Raw genomic sequence first — 20,157 nt, 5'->3', positions numbered from 1 at the left:
CCCATGCGCCTGCCCAACCTGCGCCTGCTCACCGATCACGACGGTAAGTCCGCGCGCTCGCACACGACCTGTAAGTACAAGTGCGGCAACCAGTGCTTCCGCGAGCATGACAACCAGTCGGAGGGCGAGTACTTCGGCGACATCACCCGGCGCACCGTGCTCCGCGGCGCCGGTGTCGCCGCGATCGGCGCGGGCGCGGTCACCGTCCTCGCGGCGTGCGGCGACTCGAGCTCCACGGGCGCGGGCGCGTCGTCGAGCGCGGCGGCGGGCAACGGCGCACCGTCGGCGAATGTGAGCGCGCCCGGCCTGAACTTCCCGGCCATCGCCCCGAACAAGGCCGACGCGGTGACGGTGCCCGAGGGCTACGAGCAGGCCGTCGTGATCCGCTGGGGCGATCCGGTCGTGCCCGGCGCGCCGCAGTTCGACTTCGACAACCAGACGCCCGAGGCGCAGGCGCAGCAGTTCGGCTTCAACAACGACTTCACCGATCTCATTGCGGTGGAGGGCAAGCCTGACACGTTCCTCATGGTGTGCAACCAGGAGTACACGACCGGCACCGCGATGTTCAAGGGCTACAAGGAGGGTGACCCCACCGAGAACCAGGTGCGGGTCGAGATGGCCGCGCACGGCATCACCGTGGTCGAGGTCAAGGGAGAGCCCGGTTCGGGCAAGCTGACTCCCGTTCTGGGCGAGTACAACCGCCGCATCACCGCGTCGACGGAGTTCGAACTGCGCGGTCCCGCAGCCGGCACCTTCTTCACGCGGACTGCCGCCGACCCGACCGGTACCCGCGTGCTGGGCACGATCGCCAACTGCTCCGGCGGTATCACGCCGTGGGGCACGATGATCTCGGGCGAGGAGAACTACACCAACTACTTCTCCGGCACCGACAAGCCGCCGCTCGACGGCCTCAAGGAGGGCTGGAAGCGGTACGGCGTGGGCAAGGACGAGGACGCCCACCACTGGATGAAGTACGAGGACCGGTTCGATCTGGCCAAGGAGCCCAACGAGATCAACCGGTTCGGTTACCTGGTCGAGGTGAACCCGCACGATCCGACGTCGACCCCGATCAAGCACTCCGCGCTGGGCCGGATGAAGCGCGAGGGCGGCAACATCTTTCTCACGCCCGCCGGCGACGTGGTCACCTACTGCGGCGACGACTCGAAGTTCGAGTACATCTACAAGTTCGTCAGCTCGCGGAAGATCCAGCCGGGCAAGGGTGCCGCCGCCATGGAGGCGAACATGCGCATCCTCGACGAGGGCACACTGTACGTGGCGAAGTTCGAGGGCCAGAAGGTCGAGAACGGCAAGGTCCCCGACGGCGGCTACCAGGGCACCGGGAAGTGGATCCCGTTGCTCACCACCAAGGCCGACGGCACCGCCGAGTCGCACGTCGACGGCATGCCGGCGGAGAACGTCGCGCTGTGGACCCGCGTCGCGGGTGACAAGGTGGGCGCCACCAAGATGGACCGCCCCGAGGACATCGAGCCGAACCCCAAGACCGGCAAGATCTACTGCGCGCTGACCAACAACAGCGACCGCGGCACCGAGGGTAAGGCCGGCATCGACACGCCGAACCCGCGCGTGAAGAACAAGAGCGGCCAGCTGCTCGAGATCACCGACGACCACACGGGCACCACGTTCTCCTGGGACCTGCTGCTGGTGTGCGGCGATCCCGCCGCGGCCGATACCTACTACGGCGGCTTCGACAAGACCAAGGTCTCGCGGATCAGCTGCCCCGACAACGTCACCTTCGACTCGCACGGCAACCTGTGGATCTCGACGGACGGCACCAACGCCACCTTCGACAGCAACGACGGCCTGTTCGGCGTCGTCCTGGAGGGTGAGGATCGCGGCCTGACCAAGCAGTTCCTCACGGTGCCCTTCGGCGCGGAGACCTGCGGCCCCGTCGTCCGTGACAACCGGGTGCTGGTCGCCGTGCAGCACCCGGGCGAGACCGACGACGCGACCGCCGACAAGCCCACCTCGCACTGGCCCGACGGCGGCTCCTCGCAGCCCCGCCCGTCGGTGGTCGCGGTGTGGAAGAAGTCCGGGAACATCGGCTCCTAGTTCCGCTGCGCACCACCGGTTCTCCGGCCCGACGGTGCCGGTCCCGCCCTCGGGGGGACCGGCACCGTCGCATATGTGCCTAATATCGACATCATGACTCCCGCGTCCGATGCCACTGACGCTCCGACGACGCCGCCCGCCGAGGACGCACTCGTCGACCTCGCCGCGCGGCTGCGGCCCCCACTGCTGCAGCTGCACTTCCTGGTGCGCCGCAACACCCCGGGGCCCGACCTGACACCGGCGCAGCAGGCCGCGCTGCAGAGCCTGCTCCGGCTCGGGCCCGTGCGGATGGGCGAACTGGCACGGTACCTGCGGATCCGTCTGCCCTCGGCGACGAGCGCCGTCGACGGTCTGGAGCGGCTCGGTCTGGCGGAGCGCAACCCCGACCCGGACGACGGGCGGGCCGTGGTGGTCCAGCTCTCCGAGCACGGCACCCGGCTGACGTCCGAGCTGATCGCGGCTCGCAACACGATGCTCGCGGGCCACCTCAGCGAGCTCACCGACGCCGAGCGGCGCAGCCTCGACGCTGCCGTGCCCGCGCTCAACCGGCTCATGGAGCTCTACCGGGACGCGATCTGACCCGGGGATACTGAGGAGTCCTGAGGAATCGGTCACACCGGCTTGTGCTTCGTGCGGATAAATAGTTAGAGTTTCGTAGTATTGAAAGGAGCTGCGATGACGACCACCGCCGAACGTACTGAGACCGATCACGGGCACCCCAGCCTGCGCGACACGCTTTCCCATCAGCCCAAGGCGGTGTGGGTCACGGCGTTCGCCGCGGTCATCGCGTTCATGGGGATCGGCCTCGTCGATCCGATCCTGGTGTCCATCGCTGAATCGCTGCACGCGACGCCCAGCCAGACGACGCTGCTGTTCTCGTCCTACCTCGGCGTGCAGGTCGTGGCGATGCTCTTCATCGGCTGGTTCACCTCGATGTTCGGCGCCAAGCGCACCGTGATCGCCGGCCTGCTGCTCATCGTCGTCGCCGCGGCGGCCTGCGCCCTCGCGGACTCCATCGGCGTGCTGGTGGCCTGGCGCGCCGTCTGGGGCCTCGGCAACGCCCTGTTCATCGCCACCGCCCTCGCCGTGATCGTCGCGGCCGCCACCGGCGGCCAGCAGGGCGCCATCCTGCTCTACGAGGCCGCGCTGGGCGTGGGCCTGGCCGTCGGCCCGCTGCTGGGGGCAGTCCTCGGCGGGTACTCGTGGCGCGGACCGTTCGCCGGCACCGCGATCCTCATGCTGATCGGCGCGGTGCTGTGCACGACGATGCTGCGCTCCGACGCCGCCGAGGCGAAGGAGAAGCGGCAGCGCGAGGGCACCGTCTCGCCCCTGGCGCCGCTCAAGGCCCTGCGCCAGCGCGGCCTGTTCCTCACCGGCCTGGGCTCGGCCTTCTACACCGCCGCCTTCTTCACCATCCTCGCCTGGTCGCCGTTCGTGCTGCACCGCAGCGCGTACTTCGTGGGCGCCGTGTTCGTCGGCTGGGGCCTGCTGGTGGCCGTGAGCGGCGTGTGGCTCGCCCCCAAGGTGGCCGCCTCCCTGGGCGAGCGCACCGGATCCATTGCGGCCGTGCTGGTCTACGGCGTGCTGCTGGTGATCGCGGCCGTGGGCCACGAGAACGTGCCCGTCGTGGTCACCGTCGTCGTGCTCTCCGGCATCCCGTCGGGCGTGCTGAACACCCTGTTCACCGGCACCGCGATGTCCATCGCGGATGCGCCGCGACCCGTCGCCAGCGCCGGCTACAACTTCCTCCGCTGGGCCGGCGGCGCACTCGCCGCGACCTTCGTCGCGCACTTCGCGAACTGGTTCGGCAGCCCGGCCGCGCCCTTCTACATCGGCGCCGGCGCCTGCGTCGTGGCGGCGGTGATCCTCACCCAGGTCCGCGGATCCAAGGTCGACTCGCGCACCGTGCCCGCCGAGGCCGCCCTGGTTGGAGACGCCGAATTCTGATCGTCACCACTGCGAGAACCCCGGCGAATCCCCAGGATTCGGCCGGGGTTCTCGCGTGTGAGCCGGTTCGTCTACGGTGAGGCGATGACCGACGAAGCCCGTCCCCTCGCCCTCGTCACCGGTGCCTCGCGCGGCCTCGGCCTCGCGATCGCGCGGGAGCTGGCCCCGACGCACCGCCTGCTGCTGGGGGGCCGCTCCTCCCCCGCGCTCGACGCCCTCGTCGCCGAGTTCGACGGTGCCGCCGCCTTTCCCGCTGACCTGACCGACCACGCCGCCGTCGCAGCGCTCGCCGCGCCCATCGACCGGCTCGACGTCCTGGTGCACAACGCCGGGCTCGGCAGGATCGGGCGCATCGAGGACACGCCGGCCGCCGACTGGCGGGACATGTTCGAGGTCAATGTCCTCTCGGTCGTCGAGCTGACCAAGGCCCTGCTGCCCGCGCTGCGCGCTTCGGGCGGCCACGTCGTGCTCATCAACTCCGGCGCGGGCAAGCGGGCCAACCCCGGCTGGGGTGCGTACGCAGCGAGCAAGTTCGGGCTGACCGCGTTCGCGGAGGCACTGCGGGCCGAGGAGCCTGGGCTCCGCGTGACCGGCGTGTTCCCGGGCCGCATCGACACCGAGATGCAGCAGGACATCTTCGCCGCGGAGGGACGCGAGTACTCGACCGAGGGGCTGCTGCGCCCCGAGACGGTGGCCGCCGCCGTCGCCCATGCCGTCGCCACCCCGGGCGATGCGCACCCGACCGAGATCGTGCTCCGTCCCCGCTGAGGCCCACCGCCGGGCCCGCTCGGGCGTAGGATCGGGAGGGTGAGTGCCGAGCTGTGGGCCCAGACGGACGACTACCTCGAACGGACGGTGGCACCGGATGCCGCCGCCTTCGCGCCGATCCGCGATGCGCAGGCCGCAGGCGGGCTGCCGGACATCGCGGTGTCCCCCACGCAGGGCAAATTCCTCTACCTGTTGGCGTCCATCGCCCGCACCGAGCGCGTCCTCGAGATCGGCACCCTGGGCGGCTACAGCACCGCGTGGCTGGCCCGCGCGGTCGGGCCCGAGGGCACCGTCGTCACCCTGGAGTACTCCCCCGAACACGCATCCGTCGCGCGTGCGAGCCTCGACGCCGCCGGGCTCGGCGAGCGGGTGGAGATCCGGGTCGGCGCCGCCCTCGACGCGCTGCCCTTCGTCGAGGGGCCGTTCGGGCTGGTGTTCATCGACGCCGACAAGGCGAACAACCGCGCCTACCTCGACTGGGCACTGCGCCTCAGCATCCCGGGCACGGTCATCGTGGTGGACAACGTGATCCGTCGGATCAGCGAGGAGGGCCCGGACGCGGACGGGACGCGCGGCGCCCTCGAACGGCTCGGCTCCGACCCGCGGCTCGACGCCACCGCGCTGCAGACCGTGGGCGTCAAAGGCTGGGACGGCCTTGCGATCGCCGTGGTGCGCTGATCAGGAACCGAAGCCCGGCAACGTGATCGGCGACTTGTACAGCGAGTTCACCCGCTCGCCGGCCAGCCATGCGGTCAGGCGTTCGGCCTCCGCAGTCAGTGCCGTGCGTGCGGCCCGGGGCGTCCCCGCCGGGAGCACCAGGTCGACGGTGCCCTCGTCGTCCTGGATGTACGCCCCGATGATCCGTCCGTCCCACCACGCCGTGGTGCCGGCATTGCCCGCTCGGTCGTAGATCGCCTGGGCGAAGCCCGGATCCAGATAGAAGTCGCGTTCCTTCCAACCCATGGACGTGGGGTCGAGAGCCGGCAGCAGCGCTCCCCAGGGCTCGACGGGCTCGACCGGGTCCTCGTCCTCCGGCAGCACCCAGCCCGTGGCTCCGCGCTCGAGTTCCACTGGCACGGCTCCGATGTCGGCGATCGCGCGCCGGATCACCGACTTGGTGGAGCCGAACCACCACACCACATCGGTCTCGGTGACGGGTCCGAAGGCGCGCAGGTACTGCCGTACCAGTTCGGCGTGGCCCGCGGCTGAGTCGGCGGGCTCCACCGCCGCACCGAGCCAATCGTCGGCGCGCGCCCAGAGATTCCGGTTCACCCGCCAGTGGCTGGCGTTGCGAGCGCGTGCGAGATCGCCCGTCGCGCCGAGCCAGGTGAGCACACGCGGCGCGAGATGCTGATCGCCGCCGTACTTCTTGCCCTCGAACCGGGTGATCTGCCCGGTCAGTTCCGGCACGGTCTCGCGGAGTTCCTGCGCGCTGAGTTCGCGGCCGCGTAGGGCGGCGAGGACCGCCGCACGGGCCTCCGCGAGCCAGGCGGCACCGTCGGCGGCGATCCCGCCAGCCTCGACGTCCTTGCGCACCTTGGCATGCTCCTGTGCGGCCACCCGCGCCGACGGTCCGCCCAACGCGGCGGGGAGTGCCTCACGCGGGAACACGAACATGGTCCGGCGCATGGCTAGTTGCTTGACGAGGCTCCGCTCGGCGTACAGCTCGCGCTCGAGATCGCCGATCGCGAAGCCTTCCAGGCGTGCCCGCAGCGACAGGTAGGGCGTGGCGGGCTCGGTGGCATGCAGCGCGACCACCGCCCGGACCGCCTCCGCCACCGTCGACACCGGTTGCGCGAGGGCATGATTGCGAGCCATTCGGGCACGACGTTCGGCGTCGTCGATCAGGCGCATCCTGCGCTCCCCTCTCGTGGAGTTCCCAGGCTAGAGCATGCACCCGACATCGGATATGTGTTCGTATATATGGCGTTCACTCGAATCTCGGCGTAGACTTGCTGTAGCGAGAGGGGGTACTAGTGATCGAGAATACGACCGCCACTGAGTATCTCGCCGCGCTCGCCTCCTTCGAACAGGCCGCGGAGCGTCTCGCGGCATCCAACCCCGTCATGCTCTCCTCGCAGGAGGTGCTCGATGGGCTGCGTCGGCTCGAATGCGCCGCACGGAAGGTGCCCAGCTCCCAGTACTGGCTCACCGAGGTGGGCATCGAGCAGGGCCTGCCCGGGCAGCTCGGGTACACGGGCGCGAAGGAGATGCTGATCGATCAGCTCCACCTCGCCGGCGGTGAAGCCCAGGACCGCATCCGCGGCGCCCGGTCGCGCGCGCCGCGGCAGGAGCGCGGATACGCACCGGAACCCCGGCTGGCCGTGCTCGCGGGGGCGCAACGCGACGGGCTGCTCTCCGAGCGGCACGCCGTCGCCGTCGAGAAAGCCCTCGACAAGTGCTCCCGCAAACTCGCCGACCCCGCGCTGCACGATCTGGAGGACATGCTGGTCACCGCCGCCGTCGGCGGCTGCACCCCCGACGACATCACCAAGCTCGGCAACCGGGCCTGCGAGCTCCTCGATCCGACGGGACCGAACCGTCCGCCGAGGACGTCGCCCGCAACCGCGAACTGTCGATCGGGCGGCAGGGCGACGATCTGATGTCCGGGCTCGCCGGGGTGCTGTCCCCGGAGGCGCGGGCGCTGATGGACGTCGTGCTCGAGAAGCTGGCCCGGCCCGGCGTGAACAACCCGGAGGACGAGGAGGCACCTGTCGACATCGACGACGCGGATGCCGTCGCCGCCGCGGCGAAACGGGACCGGCGCACGGCCGCACAACGCAACCACGACACCCTCGTCGCGGCATTGCGGGCCGCGATCTGCTCGGGCCTGCTCGGACAGCACCGCGGCCTCCCGTGCGTGCCGATCATCACGCTGGGGATCGACGAACTCGAATCCGAGACCGGGATCGCGACCACCGCAACGGGTGGTCGCCTGCCCGTCGAAGACGCGCTACGGATGATGGGCGCCAACCCCCGGTACGTGCTGCTGCTGGACGTGGCCGGCCGGCCGCTGTACCTCGGCCGGGAGAAGCGCCTCGCCTCCGCGGACCAGCGGATCGCACTGTACGGATCCGAGAAGGGCTGCAGCGCACCCCGGTGCGATGCCCCCGCCACCCGCTGCCAAGTGCACCACATCACCGAGTGGGCCGACGGAGGGCGCACCGACATCGACGTCCTCACCCTCGCCTGCGACAAACACCACGGCAAGGTCGTCCCCAGCCACGACGATGCGCGCCGAGGCTTCGAAACGATCACCATCCCCGACGGCGAGAACGCCGGCCGCACCGGCTGGCGGCGCACCGCCGACCCCACCGGCGAGTACCGCGTCAACCACCAGCACCATCCGGCCGAGCTGTACCGACTCGCCCAGCAGCACCACCGAGAACGTCAGCAGCAGTTCGCCGATGCCTGGCGTGCCCAGGATCTACGCGCCCAGCACGAGGAGTTCGTCGGCTCCATCCACGACGACATCGCGGCGATCCTCGACGGGCCGCACGGCCCCCCGATCCTGGAGAACCTGCTCGCCGAGGACGACGCCGCGAATCATCGGCACGAGGCTCCGCCATGGCCGATGGACAGCTACGCCGCGGCCTGACGCAGCCGGCTTACGCGCCGGCCGAGCGAGGCCCGGCCGACTGTCAGTCGAGCGCGCCGAGGTTGCGCGCCAGGCGATCCCGGCCGGGTCCCCGCAGTTCGTCCAGGACGACGGTGCGCCCGCCCATCGCGAGCAGGATCGCCTCGGCGCTCCCCCGCACCTCCGGTCCACGGCCGAAGGACCAGCCGATGTCCTCGGCGACGAGGCGCACTCCCCTGCCGCGGATCGCGCCGCGCAGGGGCGGGGCGTAGGTGGCGAAGTTCAGGGCAGGCCGGATCCGGTCGACCGGCACGGACCTCGGCAGGCCCAGCGGCCGGCGGATGTCCTGCTGATGGATCATGCAGTCCGTGAGGCAGATCCGGCTGCCGAAGCCCGCGGCGATCCCCCGTGGGCGGAGGTGAGACCGGTACGCGTCGATCAAGTCCGCTGTCGGCATCTCGGACAGCTCCGCCACCCGTCGCCGATTCGACCGCGGGCTCGGGTCAGCGCGGCCGATCACCATGCGGGAGAGCAGCTCCGGGGTGGAGTGCAGATCGTAGCCGATGTGGTGCGCCACGACCTCGCGCACCGTCCAGTCGCCGCAGAGGCTCTGGGTACGCCACTGGTCCACCGTGAGGGTCTCGATGAGCGCGAGCATGCTGCGCCGTTCCTCGGTCGCCAGGTCGGCCACGGATCCGATCACGGCGCAGCACCCTCCTACGGAACGATGTTGACGAGTTTGCCGGAGACCACGATCACCTTGCGCGGGGCACCGTCGAGCAACTCGGCGACCTTGGGCTCCGCCAGGGCGGCGGCCTCGAGGGCGGCGTCGGAGGCGTCGGCGCCGACGGTGATCCGGGCGCGGACCTTGCCCTTCACCTGCACCGGGATCTCGACGGTGTCCTGCACCAACCACTGATCCTCGGCACGGGGGAACGGGCCGTGCGCGAGTGACTCGGTATGACCCAGGCGGTTCCACAGTTCCTCCGCGATGTGCGGGGCGACCGGGGCCAGCATCAGGGCGAGCGGCTCGGCCAGGGCACGCGGGGCGCCGCCCGGGTAGGCCTTCGTGAGGTGGTTCGTCAGCTCGATCAGCTTCGCGATGGCGGTGTTGTCGCGCATCTCCGCATAGTCATCGCGAACCCCGGCGATCGTCTTGTGCAGCACGCGCATCGAATCGTCGGACGGCGTCTCGTCGGTGACCCGGACGGCACCGGTCTCCTCGTCGATCACTGCGCGCCACGCGCGCTGCAGGAAGCGCTGCGCACCGACGACATCCTTGGTGGCCCATGCGCGGTCCTGATCCAGTGGCCCCATGGACATCTCGTACACGCGCAGGGTGTCGGCGCCGTAGTCGCGAGCGATCTCGTCCGGTGCCACGGAGTTCTTCAGGGACTTGCCCATCTTGCCGTACTCGCGGTTCACCTCTTGATCGCCCAGGAAGTACGTGCCGTCACGCTCGACGACCTCGTCGGCCTGGACGTAGACACCGCGGGAGTCCGTGTAGGCGAAGGCCTGGATCATGCCCTGGTTGAACAACTTCCGATAGGGCTCACGCGAGGTGACGTAGCCCAGGTCGAAGAGCACCTTGTGCCAGAACCGGGCGTACAGCAGGTGCAGCACAGCGTGCTCCACGCCGCCCACGTACAGGTCCACGCCGCCGGGATCCTGCGGGCCGTTCAGCTCGGGCCGCGGGCCCATCCAGTACGCCTCGTTCTCCTTGGCGCAGAAGGTCTCCGTGTTCGTCGGATCCACGTACCGCAGTTGGTACCACGAGCTGCCCGCCCACTGCGGCATGACATTGGCGTCGCGGGTGTAGTCCTTGAGCCCGTCACCCAGGTCCAGCTCGACGTGCAGCCAATCCGTGGCCTTCGCCAGCGGGGGAGAGGGCTGCGAATCGGAGTCCTCGGGATCGAAGGCCACGGGCGCGTAGTCCTTCACCTCCGGAAGCAGGACCGCCAGTTCCGATTCCGGGAGGGCGTGCGGCGCACCGTCGGCATCGAAGACGATGGGGAAGGGCTCGCCCCAGTACCGCTGGCGCGCGAACAGCCAGTCGCGCAGCTTGTACTGCACCGTGCCCGCACCGGCGCCCGTCTTCTCCAGGAAGGCGATCACGGCGGCCTTGGCCTCCGCGATCGGAAGACCGTTGATGTCCAGCTCGGCGTTGGCGGAGTTCACAGCCGGGCCCTCGCCGGTGTACGCCTCGTCGGCGACGCCGGCCTCGCTGCCGACCACCTCGACGATGGGCAGGCCGAACTTCGTGGCGAACTCGTGATCGCGTACGTCGTGGCCGGGGACGGCCATGATCGCGCCGGTGCCGTAGCCCATGAGCACGTAGTCACCGATGAACACCGGAACCTGCTCGCCGTTCACGGGATTGACGGCCGTGGTGCCGAGGAAGACGCCCGTCTTCTCCTTGCCCTCCTGGCGCTCCAGGTCGGACTTGGCGGCGATCGACGCGCGGTAGGCGGCGACGGCCTCGGCGGGGGAGACGGCGCCCCCCGTCCAGCGGTCGTCGACGTCCGAGGGCCACGCCGCGGCGGTCAGCACGTCGACCAGCGGGTGCTCGGGGGAGAGCACCATGTAGGTGGCGCCGAACAGGGTGTCCGGGCGGGTGGTGAAGACCTCGATCCGCTCGCCGGCGGCGGTGAAGGCGACGCGCGCACCACGGCTGCGGCCGATCCAGTTGCGCTGCATGGACTTCACCTTCTCGGGCCAGTCCAGCACGGCCAGGTCGTCGATCAGCCGATCCGAGTAGGCCGTGATCCGCATCATCCACTGCCGCAACTGCTTGCGGTAGACGGGGAAGTTACCGCGCTCACTGCGGCCGTCGGCGGTGACCTCCTCGTTGGCCAGCACCGTGCCCAGGCCGGGGCACCAGTTCACCAGCGAATTGCTCTCGTAGACCAGGCGATGATCGTCCAGGACGGCGGCGCGCTCGGGCACCGTCAGGCCCGACCACTCGCGGCCGTCGGGCACGGCGCGGGCACCGGAGGCGAACTCCGCCTCCAGTTCCGCGATCGGCCGCGCGCGGTCCTGGCCGGCGTCGTACCAGGAGTTGTAGATCTGCAGGAAGATCCACTGGGTCCAGTGGTAGAACTCCGGGTCGGTCGTCGAGACGCGGCGACGCTCGTCGTGGGCCAGGCCCAGCGTGGCGATCTGCTCCAGGTAGCGCTCGATGTTCTTCTCGGTGGTCACCCGCGGGTGCGTGCCGGTCTGCACGGCGTACTGCTCGGCGGGCAGGCCGAACGCGTCGAAGCCCATCGTGTGCAGCACGTTGGCGCCGTTCATCCGGTGGTACCGGCCGTAGACGTCCGTCGCGATGAAGCCCAGGGGATGGCCCACGTGCAGGCCCGCGCCCGACGGGTACGGGAACATGTCGAGCAGGAACAGCTTCTCGGCGGGGAGGGCGTCGTCGCCCCGCAACGGCCCGACGGGGTTCGGGGCGTTGAACACGCCACCCTCGCGCCACTCATCGCGCCACCGCTGCTCGATCGCGCCCGCGACCTCGGCCGTGTACCGATGGGCGGGGCCGGCCGAGGGAGTCTGTTCACCGTTCTGCGTCACCCCACCAGCGTAAACAGCCCGGACTCGCCACCGCTGCGCGGGCCCGTGCGCGACCGGCGGTATCCACGGAAGGGATCCGTGCACCGCTCCTCGGCCGATTTGCGCAGGTCTCTAGACTGGAGGGGTGTTCGTGCTGGTTGTGATCCTCGCTCTGGCCGCGCTGGCGGCCGTCATCGTGGGCGGCGCCGGGCTCGCCGGCCGCCTCCCGGAGAACGGCATCGTCGGGGTCCGCACCGAACAGACCCTCTCCGACCCACTGCTGTGGCGCACCGCCAACCGCGTCGCCGGACCGGGCCTCGTCGCGGCGGGCGTCATCTTCGGCGCCGGCGCCCTGATCGGCGTGGCGATGGACGCCCCCTGGTCGTTCATCGCTGTTGCGGTGGCCGTCGTCGCGGGCCTCTTCCTCGCCGGATTCGGCGCGCTCCAGGGCGCCCGCGCAGCGTCGATCCAGGCGCGCCTGCAGATGCCCGAGGCCACGTGCTGCAGTGCCGACGAGGCACCGTCGGACGACCCGTCCGAGGATTGCGGCGTGACCGGAGGCTGCGGCGCGTGTGCCCTCAAGGGCATGTGCGACCACGAGGCACGACCCGCGTAGCGCGATGAAGAAGCTCCTCGACAAGCTGTCGATCGACGGCTTCATCCTGGCGATCTTCACCGCCGTGGGCGTCGCGGCGCTGTTCCCGGCGACGGGTCGCGCGGAGCCGGTCGTCGACGACGCGGTGACCGTGGCCATCGCGATCCTGTTCTTCCTCTACGGCGCGCGGATCCACCCGCGGGAGGCGATCGCCGGCCTGGGGCACTGGCGGCTGCACGTGGTGATCCTGAGCTTCACCTTCGTGGTGTTCCCGATCATCGGCGTGCTGCTGCGGTTCGCGCCGGACGTGCTCCTGCGACCGGAGCTGTACGCGGGCTTCCTGTTCCTGACGCTGCTGCCGTCGACAGTGCAGTCGTCCATCGCGTTCACCTCGATCGCGGGGGGCAACGTGCCCGGCGCGATCGTCAGCGCGTCGGTGTCGAATCTGCTCGGCGTGTTCGTGACGCCGCTGCTCGTGCTGGCCCTCATGGCCACCACGGGCGAGGTGATCTTCCACAGCAGCTCGATCATCGACCTGTGCCTGCAGCTGTTGCTGCCCTTCCTGCTCGGCCAGCTGCTGCGGCCCTGGGTGGGCGGGTTCGTGACGAAGTACGCGGCGGCGCTGAAGTACGTCGATCGCGGCTCGATCGTGCTGGTGGTCTACTCCGCGTTCTCGGCGGGCATGCGCGAGCACATCTGGAGCCAGGTCTCCTGGGTGGGCGTCGTGCAGCTGATCGTGCTGTCCGTGGCGCTGGTGCTGGTCATGCTGTGGATGACGCGCGCCACCGCGGAGAAGCTCGGCTTCGACCGCGCCGACATGATCGCCATCCAGTTCTGCGGCACCAAGAAGTCCATGGCCACGGGTCTGCCGATGGCCGCTGTGCTGTTCGCCGGGCAACCCGTGGGGCTACTGGTGCTGCCGCTGATGATCTTCCATCAGATCCAGCTGATGATGTGCGCGTGGATGGCCGCCCGGTACGGACGCGAGCTCGAGCCCGCCCCCGCCTGACCTTCACTCCACGACCGGTTGCTCCGCGACCTTCGCGAGCGTCGGTTCCATCGTCCGCAGGAACCAGGCCCGGCTCAGGGACGTGGGCTGGTAGACGGAGTATGTGAGGTCGAGGTCGGCCACTACCGCGGTACCCCGTTGCACCTGCGGTAACGCCGAGTAGCCCGGGAGCCGCAGAAGGTCCTCGCCCGTCGCCCCGTTCGGGTAGATCGCCATGAAGTTCGCGCCCACGCGGGGGAGGAGCTCCAGCGAGACCATCCCGCGCGTCGCCGGGTTGACGAAGCGCGGCTCCTCGCGGATCGCCTTCGGCACCGTCAGGCCGAGCTCCGCGAAGAAGGTGTTCGTCGGGTCCTCGGGACTGGCTATCACGTTGAAGCTCGACGCCGCGGCCGCGTACTGGGCGACGAAGCCCGTCTTCCCCTTCAGCCCCGGATACCGTCGTGCGAAATCCGTGACGGCGTCGTGATCGGCGGCGATCACCCGTTTCGCCTCGGCCTCCTTGCCGAGGATCTTCCCCAGGGCGAGGAGCTGGGCGTCCCAGCCCGAGTCCTCGCCCGTAGCGGCGATACCGCCCAGCACCCTCGTCACACCGCTCACCGCGGTGAAGTTCGCGCCCTTCACGATGCGGTGGTCGCCCACGAACAGGTCCGGCTTGTACTTCGCGATCTCCTCCGCGGGCAGGCTCGAGGCGCCCGACGCCTTGATCACCGGCACGTCCTTGAGCAGCTCCCGCTGCCACGCCGCGGGCAGCGGCTGCGTGAGCTGCACGATCGCGACCGGCTTGATCCCCAGGGCCAGCACATTGTCGATCGAGTACCCCTGCGCCACGATCCGTTTCGCGCCGACCGGGTACTCCAGCGTCCCGTTGGCCTGGGCGATCGAGACCGTGGAGGCCGACGGTGCCGCGGGCCCCGTCGGGCTGGAACCGCAACCGGCGAGCAGGGCCAGGGCGGCGACGACTCCGGCGAGCCGTTTCATCAGGCGACCACCGGCTGGGTCGCGACCTTCGCCAGCATCGGCTCGATCTTCTGCAGGATCCAGGCACGGCTCAAGGAGGTCGGCTGGTTCATGGACACGATGGTGTGCAGGTCGGAGACGAGCGTGGTGCCGTTCACCACCTGGGGAAGGCCCGCGTACCCGGGGAGGCGCTGCAGGTCGGCCTCGCCCGCGCCGTTGGGGTAGATCGCCATGAAGTTCGCACTGATCGTGGGCAGCTGCTCCAGCGACACCGGTGCCCGGCCGCCCTGGATCGTGGTGTTCGCCGAGAACGCCGGGTTCTCACGGATGCCCTTCGGCAGGCTCATGCCGAGCTCCGCGAAGAACCTGTTCGTCGGGTCGTTCGCCTGGGCGACGAGGTTGAAGTTGCTGGACGCGGCGATGTACTGCGCGACGACGGCGGTCCTGCCGTCGAGCCCGGGGTTCCGCTGGCGCACAGCGGCGATGTTCGCCTTGTCGTCGGCGATCACCTTCGACGCCTCCGTCTGCTTCCCGAGGATCTGTCCGAGCGCCTCGAGCTGGACGTCCCACGCCGCCTTGGAACCGTCCTTGTCGATACCGCCGAGCACCTTCGAGACGGGCGCGAGCCGGTCGTAGTTGGTGGACACGACCTGGTTGTCGCCGACGAACAGATCGGGGCGGTACTTCGCGACCTCCTCGACCGGGACGGTCCGCTTGTCGGGCATCTTGATGATCGGGACACCGTCGAGCCTGTTCCCGTGCCAGGGCGCCGGGAGCGGGACCTGCCCCTCGATCACCGCCGCGGGCTTGATGCCGAGCGCGAGCAGGTTGTCGATCGAGTAGCCGGCGGCGACGATGCGCGTCGGCCCGACCGGAAACTCCGTCACGCCCTGGACCTGCGTGATCGTGACGGTCTTGGCTGCGGGGGCGGCACCGTCGGAGCCCGCACCGCCGCACGCCGCCGTGACGAACCCGACCACCGATACCGCTGCGACGAACGCCGTGGTGCTCCGCTTCATGAACCCTCCTGAGTGTCAGGAAGGTAAGACTAGCCTAAGTCTTCTAGTTGACGGAGATGTCCACCGGATGCGTCGCCAGCAGCGAGGTGGGGAAGCCCTGGCGGCGCAGGACCTTGCCCCACAGATCAACCCGCGCGGGCACCAGCACGTCGGTGTGCAGCGAACCGCAGGGGATCCAGTCGTCGCGCTCGAGCTCGTCGTCGAGCTGACCCATGCCCCAGCCGCTGTAGCCGGCGAACACGCGCACACCGTCGAGCAGCTCGTCCATCATCTCGACGTCCGAGTCCAGATCCACCAGCACGACGCGGCCGGACACCGGCTGCAGGCCGCGGATACCGCTGACGTCGACGCCCGCCTTCGCCACACCCAGGCACAGGGCCGCCGACTGATTGACGGGACCACCGACGAAGACGGCCTTCGGCTTGGCCGCGAGGTCGTGCCACTGGGGAAGGACGCCGTGCACCGCGGACTCGCTCGGGCGGTTGAGGACCACGCCCAGGCTGCCCGACTCGTTGTGCTCGATGAGGTACACCACGGTGCGGGAGAAGGTGGGCTCGATCAGCTCCGGCGAGGCCACCAGGAGCGTGCCGGACGACACGTCGAAACCCGCGCCGGCCGGTTCACCGGAGGACGCGTCCCGGGGAGCGGATTCATTCGAACGATCGGGACCCACACCCCCATCATGGCACGCGGACGAGCGACGGGGTCCGCCGACGGGGAAGGCTCCACCTCGATAGGCTGTAGTCCGTGACCACCAGCGGCCCGGACGCCCCAGCGGCCGCGCCGAAACCAGCGTGGCGGACCTTCCGCGACCTGCCCGACCTGCTGCGACTCCTCGGCGTGCGCCTCCTGAGCCAGTACGCGGAGGGCCTGTTCCAAGCCGCGCTCGGTACCGCCATCGTCTTCAATCCGCAGCGCAACGCCTCGCCCGCCGACATCGCGGCCGGCCTCGCCGTTCTGCTGCTGCCGTACTCCGCCATCGGACCGTTCGCCGGCGCACTCCTCGACCGCTGGGACCGGCGGCGCGTGTTCATCGTCGCGAACCTCGTGCGGGCGCTGCTCATCGTCGCGTGCGCGGCGGTGCTGGCGTCCGGGGCGGGGGAGACCGCCATCTTCATCGTCGCGCTCGCAGTGGGCGGCGCCGGGCGGTTCGTGGCGTCCGGCCTCTCGGCGGCACTGCCGCACGTCGTCGACCGACCGCAGCTCGTCGCCATGAACTCCGTGACCACCACCCTGGGCGCGGGCGCCACCGCCCTCGGCGCGAGCACGGCAGTCGGCCTGCGCGCCCTGTTCGGGTCCGACGACGCCGGGAGCGGCGGAGTCCTCGCCTGCGCGGCACTGGTCACCGTGCTCGGGGCGATCCTCTCCACTCGGTTCCCCCGGGGCGTCCTCGGGCCCGATCACGACATCCCCGCCGCCGAGCGGTCGCCGACCGCCCTCCGAGACGTCGCCGCCGGCCTCGCCCACGGCGCCCGAGCGGCCTGGCGGGCACCGTCGGTGACGGCGGCCCTCAGCGGCATCGGCGCGCACCGCGTGGTGTTCGGCTTCAACACCCTGATGCTGCTCCTCCTGACCCGGCACCGCTTCGCCGACGGCACACTGGGGCTGGCCGGCTTCGGGTCCGTCGCCGGCGCCACGGCGGTGGGCATGTTCGTCGCCGCGGTGCTGACCCCCTTCTCCGTGGCCCGGTGGGGCCGGCGGAACACCGTGGTCGGGGCGCTGATCGCCGCGTGCCTCACCCAGCTGACGGTGCTGTCGCTGAACTTCGTCGTCCTGGTGCTCGCCGCCGCCGTGCTCGGGCTCGCGGGTCAGGTCGTCAAACTGTCCGGCGACGCGGCCATGCAGCTCGACGTTCCCGACGAGCGCCGCGGGCAGGTCTTCGCCTTCCAGGACGCCCTCTTCAACGTGACCTTCGTGGGCGCGGTCGCGTTCGCCGCCGCCGTCGTCCCGTTCGACGGTGCCTCCCGGCCGCTCGCCGCCGCCGGTGCGGTCCTCTACGCCGTCGCCGTGATCGTCGTGGTCCTGCTCTACCGCCGCACGGGAACCGCCGAGGCCGCTCGCGCGTCCAATTGATATGGGGGACTTTTCGATCGAGTACTGGTTCGGCGACGGTGACGGGAACGCCACCCGCTGGACCTCACCCGGCACGCAGGGCGCGGTCCGGCTCGACTTCGACGGCGACGGTCGCGTCGACGACGCGATGATCGACCTCGACGGGGACGGCCGGGCCGATGTCGCCGCGCTCGACCTCGATGACGACGGCGTCCGCGAGACCCGCTACCGCGACGACGGATCCGGCACGTGGTCGCAGCCGGCTCCCGCCGAGGCACCGACGACATCTGCGGCGCCGGCACCACCCGCGGGGACCGGCACCATCGGGACGGCGCCGCGGGCACCGTCGACCTGCCCGATCCCGGGCGTGGGGCGCGTCGGTGAGCAGGAGACGAATCCACCGGTCACGCCGGTCCCCGCCGAGGCCGGGCAACCGCCCCGGCAGGCCGTGGTCGACACGGACAACGACGGTGCGCCGGACGTCCTGCTGTTCGACACCGACGGGGACGGCACCGTCGACGGGGCCACCCCGCTCGCTCGGTAGCGCGTCCGACTCCATCGTGTATCAACAACGATTCGATATTCGATGTCGTGCGATCCGGGCTACGCTGACGCCATGAGGTACACACTCGGGACCGCCGCGCTCGTGATCGGACTCGCCGTGTCGGTAGCCGGTCCGGCCACGGCCGCTCCCACGCCGGCGCAGACGCCCGGGAACACCGTGGTCGTCGACGTTCGCACCCACGTCTTCCTCACCCTCGCCAGGCAGACGCCGCCGCGGACCACCGTGTACGCCGACGGACGCATCATCACCAAGGCGGTGTCCTCGGAGGGCGGCCTCGTCGAGCTGCGCGGCAAGCCCGCGGACGTCGCCGACCTGCGTGCCATCGCCGAGCACGTGCTCCGCAACCGCCCGAACTACGACCGGAAGGCCGTGATCTACGACGGCTGGATCGTCGCGGCCACCGTGCGCGCCGCCGACGGCACGGTCCTCGAGGCCAGCGTCGAGAACCCCGAACCGCGCGGCTGGGCGGCGCTCGGCAAGCTCCCGAGCGACCTCGACAAGCGGATCGCCGCGATCCCCGGACCGCGCACGCCGTACACGGAACCCCGCTAGGGGCCCTGCCGCTCCGCCCACCACTTCGTCAGCTCGGCCTCGGCCTCGTCGCGGTCGAGCGGGCCGCGGTCGAGACGCAGCTCCTTGAGGAACTTCCACGCCGCGCCGACCTCCGGGCCGGGCGACAGGCCGAGCAACTCCATGATCGCGTTGCCGTCGAGGTCCGGCCGCACCCGCGCGAGGTCCTCCCGCGCGGCGAGGTCCTCGATGCGACGCTCGAGCCCGTCGTAGGTGGCCTGCAGCCGCGCGGCGCGCCGCTTGTTGCGAGTGGTGCAGTCGGCGCGGACCAGCTTGTGCAGGCGGGGGAGCAGCGGGCCGGCGTCGGTGACGTAGCGCCGCACCGCCGAGTCGGTCCACTGCCCGTCGCCGTAACCGTGGAAGCGCAGGTGCAGGAACACGAGCTGCGCGACGTCCTCGGTGACGGCCTTGGGATAGGCCAGCGCCCGCATCCGCTTGCGCACCATCTTGGCGCCGACCACCTCGTGGTGGTGGAACGAGACACCGCCGTTCGGCTCGTGGCGGCGGGTGTCGGGCTTGCCGATGTCGTGCAGCAGGGCGGCCCAGCGCAGGATCAGGTCGGGATCCGACTCCTCGAGGTCGATGGCCTGCTGCAGCACCGTCATCGAGTGCCAGAAGACGTCCTTGTGCTGGTGGTGCTCGTCGATCGCCAGCTTCATGCCGGGGATCTCGGGGATCACGCGCTGCGCGAGCCCGGCGTCCACCAGCAGCACGATGCCGTCGACGGGGTGTTCGCCCAGGATCAGCTTGTCCAGCTCCGCCCGGACCCGCTCGGCGGTGATCCGGTCGATCTCCGGCGCCATGTCGGTCATCGCGGCCAGCACGCGCGGCGCGACGGCGAACCCCAGCTGGGAGACGAACCGCGCCGCGCGGAGCATCCGCAGGGGATCGTCGGAGAAGGACTCCTCCGGGGTGGCCGGCGTGTCGATCAGGCCCGCGAGCAGCGCGTCGAGGCCGTTCAGCGGGTCGTGGAAGTCCTCGGCGCCGCCGCGGCCGACGCGCACGGCCATCGCGTTGATCGTGAAGTCCCGGCGCACCAGATCGTCGTGCAGGTTCTCGCCGAACCGGACCACGGGGTTGCGGGTCACCCGGTCGTAGGCCTCGGCGCGGTAGGTGGTGATCTCGATCTGCTGGTCGTGGAAGGCGGCGCTGACGGTGCCGAACTCGATCCCGGTGTCCCACATCGCGTCGGCCCAGCCGCGCAGCAGGTCCTGGACCTGCTCCGGGCGGGCGTCCGTGGTGAAGTCGAGATCGCTGGTCAGCCGGCCCAGCAGCGCGTCGCGGACCGAGCCGCCCACGAGGTACAGCTCGTGACCCGCGTCGGCGAACCGGGTGCCCAGCGGCACCAGCACGTCGGACAATTCGCGCAGCGAGATGTGCGCGGCCGCCAACAGTCGGGTACGCCGCTCCGCGCGCGCCTGCTCAGGGGTCTCGGTCACGACACGCCAGTCTACTGCCGGTCGAAAACGCGACGGTGGCGTA

General features: G+C 70.4%; 18 protein-coding genes and 1 pseudogene. 12 read left to right on the top strand and 7 right to left on the bottom strand.

Annotation, left to right across the window (positions count from 1 at the left end; all coding sequences use genetic code 11):
* Window positions 1-3: 3 nt before the first annotated feature.
* From AXK60_RS05890 to AXK60_RS05870, 5 genes are all read left to right on the top strand, one after another.
* Complete coding sequence (locus tag AXK60_RS05890) at window positions 4-2,070, top strand: PhoX family protein (RefSeq protein WP_068570169.1); 2,067 nt, start codon at window positions 4-6, stop codon at window positions 2,068-2,070.
* Window positions 2,071-2,163: 93 nt separating this feature from the next.
* The gene (locus AXK60_RS05885) at window positions 2,164-2,649 is read left to right on the top strand and encodes a MarR family winged helix-turn-helix transcriptional regulator (RefSeq protein ID WP_068570168.1); all 486 of its coding nucleotides are present in this window, start codon (window positions 2,164-2,166) and stop codon (window positions 2,647-2,649) included.
* Window positions 2,650-2,745: 96 nt separating this feature from the next.
* On the top strand, window positions 2,746-4,017 hold the full coding sequence (locus AXK60_RS05880; protein ID WP_068570167.1) for an MFS transporter: 1,272 nt from the start codon (window positions 2,746-2,748) through the stop codon (window positions 4,015-4,017).
* Between the two features lie 84 nt (window positions 4,018-4,101).
* Window positions 4,102-4,785: an SDR family oxidoreductase gene (locus AXK60_RS05875; protein ID WP_068570234.1), complete on the top strand. Its 684-nt coding sequence runs from the start codon at window positions 4,102-4,104 to the stop codon at window positions 4,783-4,785.
* Between the two features lie 39 nt (window positions 4,786-4,824).
* Window positions 4,825-5,463, top strand: a complete 639-nt coding sequence (locus AXK60_RS05870) for an O-methyltransferase (protein WP_068570166.1) — start codon at window positions 4,825-4,827, stop codon at window positions 5,461-5,463.
* Here the strand turns inward: AXK60_RS05870 and AXK60_RS05865 are convergent, their stop codons facing one another.
* Entirely contained in the window at window positions 5,464-6,603 is a 1,140-nt protein-coding gene (locus tag AXK60_RS05865; RefSeq protein ID WP_244881039.1) for a winged helix DNA-binding domain-containing protein, read from the bottom strand.
* Window positions 6,604-6,851: 248 nt separating this feature from the next.
* On the opposite strand from AXK60_RS05865, the pseudogene AXK60_RS27545 reads away from it, so the two are divergent.
* Both AXK60_RS27545 and AXK60_RS27540 read left to right on the top strand, forming a co-directional pair.
* Window positions 6,852-7,795: pseudogene (locus AXK60_RS27545) on the top strand (DUF222 domain-containing protein); the annotation flags it as partial.
* Entirely contained in the window at window positions 7,769-8,383 is a 615-nt protein-coding gene (locus AXK60_RS27540) for an HNH endonuclease signature motif containing protein (protein WP_244881043.1), read from the top strand. The pseudogene AXK60_RS27545 and the gene AXK60_RS27540, both read left to right, overlap by 27 nt.
* Before the next feature lie 43 nt (window positions 8,384-8,426).
* Here the strand turns inward: AXK60_RS27540 and AXK60_RS05850 are convergent, their stop codons facing one another.
* Both AXK60_RS05850 and leuS read right to left on the bottom strand, forming a co-directional pair.
* Window positions 8,427-9,065: a maleylpyruvate isomerase family mycothiol-dependent enzyme gene (locus AXK60_RS05850; RefSeq protein ID WP_244881038.1), complete on the bottom strand. Its 639-nt coding sequence runs from the start codon at window positions 9,063-9,065 to the stop codon at window positions 8,427-8,429.
* Between the two features lie 14 nt (window positions 9,066-9,079).
* Complete coding sequence (leuS, locus tag AXK60_RS05845) at window positions 9,080-11,929, bottom strand: leucine--tRNA ligase (protein ID WP_068570162.1); 2,850 nt, start codon at window positions 11,927-11,929, stop codon at window positions 9,080-9,082.
* Between the two features lie 124 nt (window positions 11,930-12,053).
* Between leuS and AXK60_RS05840 the strand changes: the two genes are divergently transcribed.
* The gene (locus tag AXK60_RS05840) at window positions 12,054-12,524 is read left to right on the top strand and encodes an SdpI family protein (RefSeq protein WP_068570161.1); all 471 of its coding nucleotides are present in this window, start codon (window positions 12,054-12,056) and stop codon (window positions 12,522-12,524) included.
* 4 nt (window positions 12,525-12,528) lie between these two features.
* The gene (locus AXK60_RS05835) at window positions 12,529-13,512 is read left to right on the top strand and encodes a bile acid:sodium symporter family protein (protein WP_068570160.1); all 984 of its coding nucleotides are present in this window, start codon (window positions 12,529-12,531) and stop codon (window positions 13,510-13,512) included.
* A 3-nt stretch (window positions 13,513-13,515) separates the two neighbouring features.
* On the opposite strand, the gene AXK60_RS05830 is transcribed toward AXK60_RS05835, so the two are convergent.
* The 3 genes from AXK60_RS05830 to AXK60_RS05820 are packed head-to-tail and all read right to left on the bottom strand — an operon-like array spanning window position 13,516 to window position 16,161.
* Window positions 13,516-14,490 (bottom strand): ABC transporter substrate-binding protein, encoded by a 975-nt coding sequence (locus AXK60_RS05830; RefSeq protein WP_068570159.1) that lies wholly within the window; start codon window positions 14,488-14,490, stop codon window positions 13,516-13,518.
* On the bottom strand, window positions 14,490-15,488 hold the full coding sequence (locus AXK60_RS05825) for an ABC transporter substrate-binding protein (RefSeq protein ID WP_068570158.1): 999 nt from the start codon (window positions 15,486-15,488) through the stop codon (window positions 14,490-14,492). The genes AXK60_RS05830 and AXK60_RS05825 overlap by 1 nt, the downstream gene beginning before the upstream one ends.
* 43 nt (window positions 15,489-15,531) lie before the next feature.
* Window positions 15,532-16,161 carry a YqgE/AlgH family protein gene (locus AXK60_RS05820; RefSeq protein WP_280512878.1) on the bottom strand — a complete coding sequence of 210 codons (630 nt, stop codon included), beginning with the start codon at window positions 16,159-16,161 and terminating at the stop codon, window positions 15,532-15,534.
* A 74-nt stretch (window positions 16,162-16,235) separates the two neighbouring features.
* On the opposite strand from AXK60_RS05820, the gene AXK60_RS05815 reads away from it, so the two are divergent.
* The 3 genes from AXK60_RS05815 to AXK60_RS05805 all read left to right on the top strand — a co-directional run bounded on the left by AXK60_RS05815 (window position 16,236) and on the right by AXK60_RS05805 (window position 18,657).
* Window positions 16,236-17,561 carry an MFS transporter gene (locus tag AXK60_RS05815; protein ID WP_068570157.1) on the top strand — a complete coding sequence of 442 codons (1,326 nt, stop codon included), beginning with the start codon at window positions 16,236-16,238 and terminating at the stop codon, window positions 17,559-17,561.
* 1 nt (window position 17,562) lies between these two features.
* A complete protein-coding gene (locus tag AXK60_RS05810; RefSeq protein ID WP_068570156.1) occupies window positions 17,563-18,084 on the top strand; it encodes a hypothetical protein in 522 nt (173 codons plus the stop codon).
* Window positions 18,085-18,156: 72 nt separating this feature from the next.
* Complete coding sequence (locus tag AXK60_RS05805; RefSeq protein WP_139057776.1) at window positions 18,157-18,657, top strand: hypothetical protein; 501 nt, start codon at window positions 18,157-18,159, stop codon at window positions 18,655-18,657.
* Here the strand turns inward: AXK60_RS05805 and AXK60_RS05800 are convergent.
* Window positions 18,654-20,114 carry a CCA tRNA nucleotidyltransferase gene (locus AXK60_RS05800; RefSeq protein WP_068570154.1) on the bottom strand — a complete coding sequence of 487 codons (1,461 nt, stop codon included), beginning with the start codon at window positions 20,112-20,114 and terminating at the stop codon, window positions 18,654-18,656. The genes AXK60_RS05805 and AXK60_RS05800 overlap by 4 nt on opposite strands.
* Window positions 20,115-20,157 lie beyond the last annotated feature (43 nt).

Source organism: Tsukamurella pseudospumae (genome assembly GCF_001575195.1).
Taxonomy (GTDB): Bacteria; Actinomycetota; Actinomycetes; order Mycobacteriales; family Mycobacteriaceae; genus Tsukamurella; species Tsukamurella pseudospumae.
This window is presented reverse-complemented; position numbering and strand designations above follow the sequence as displayed.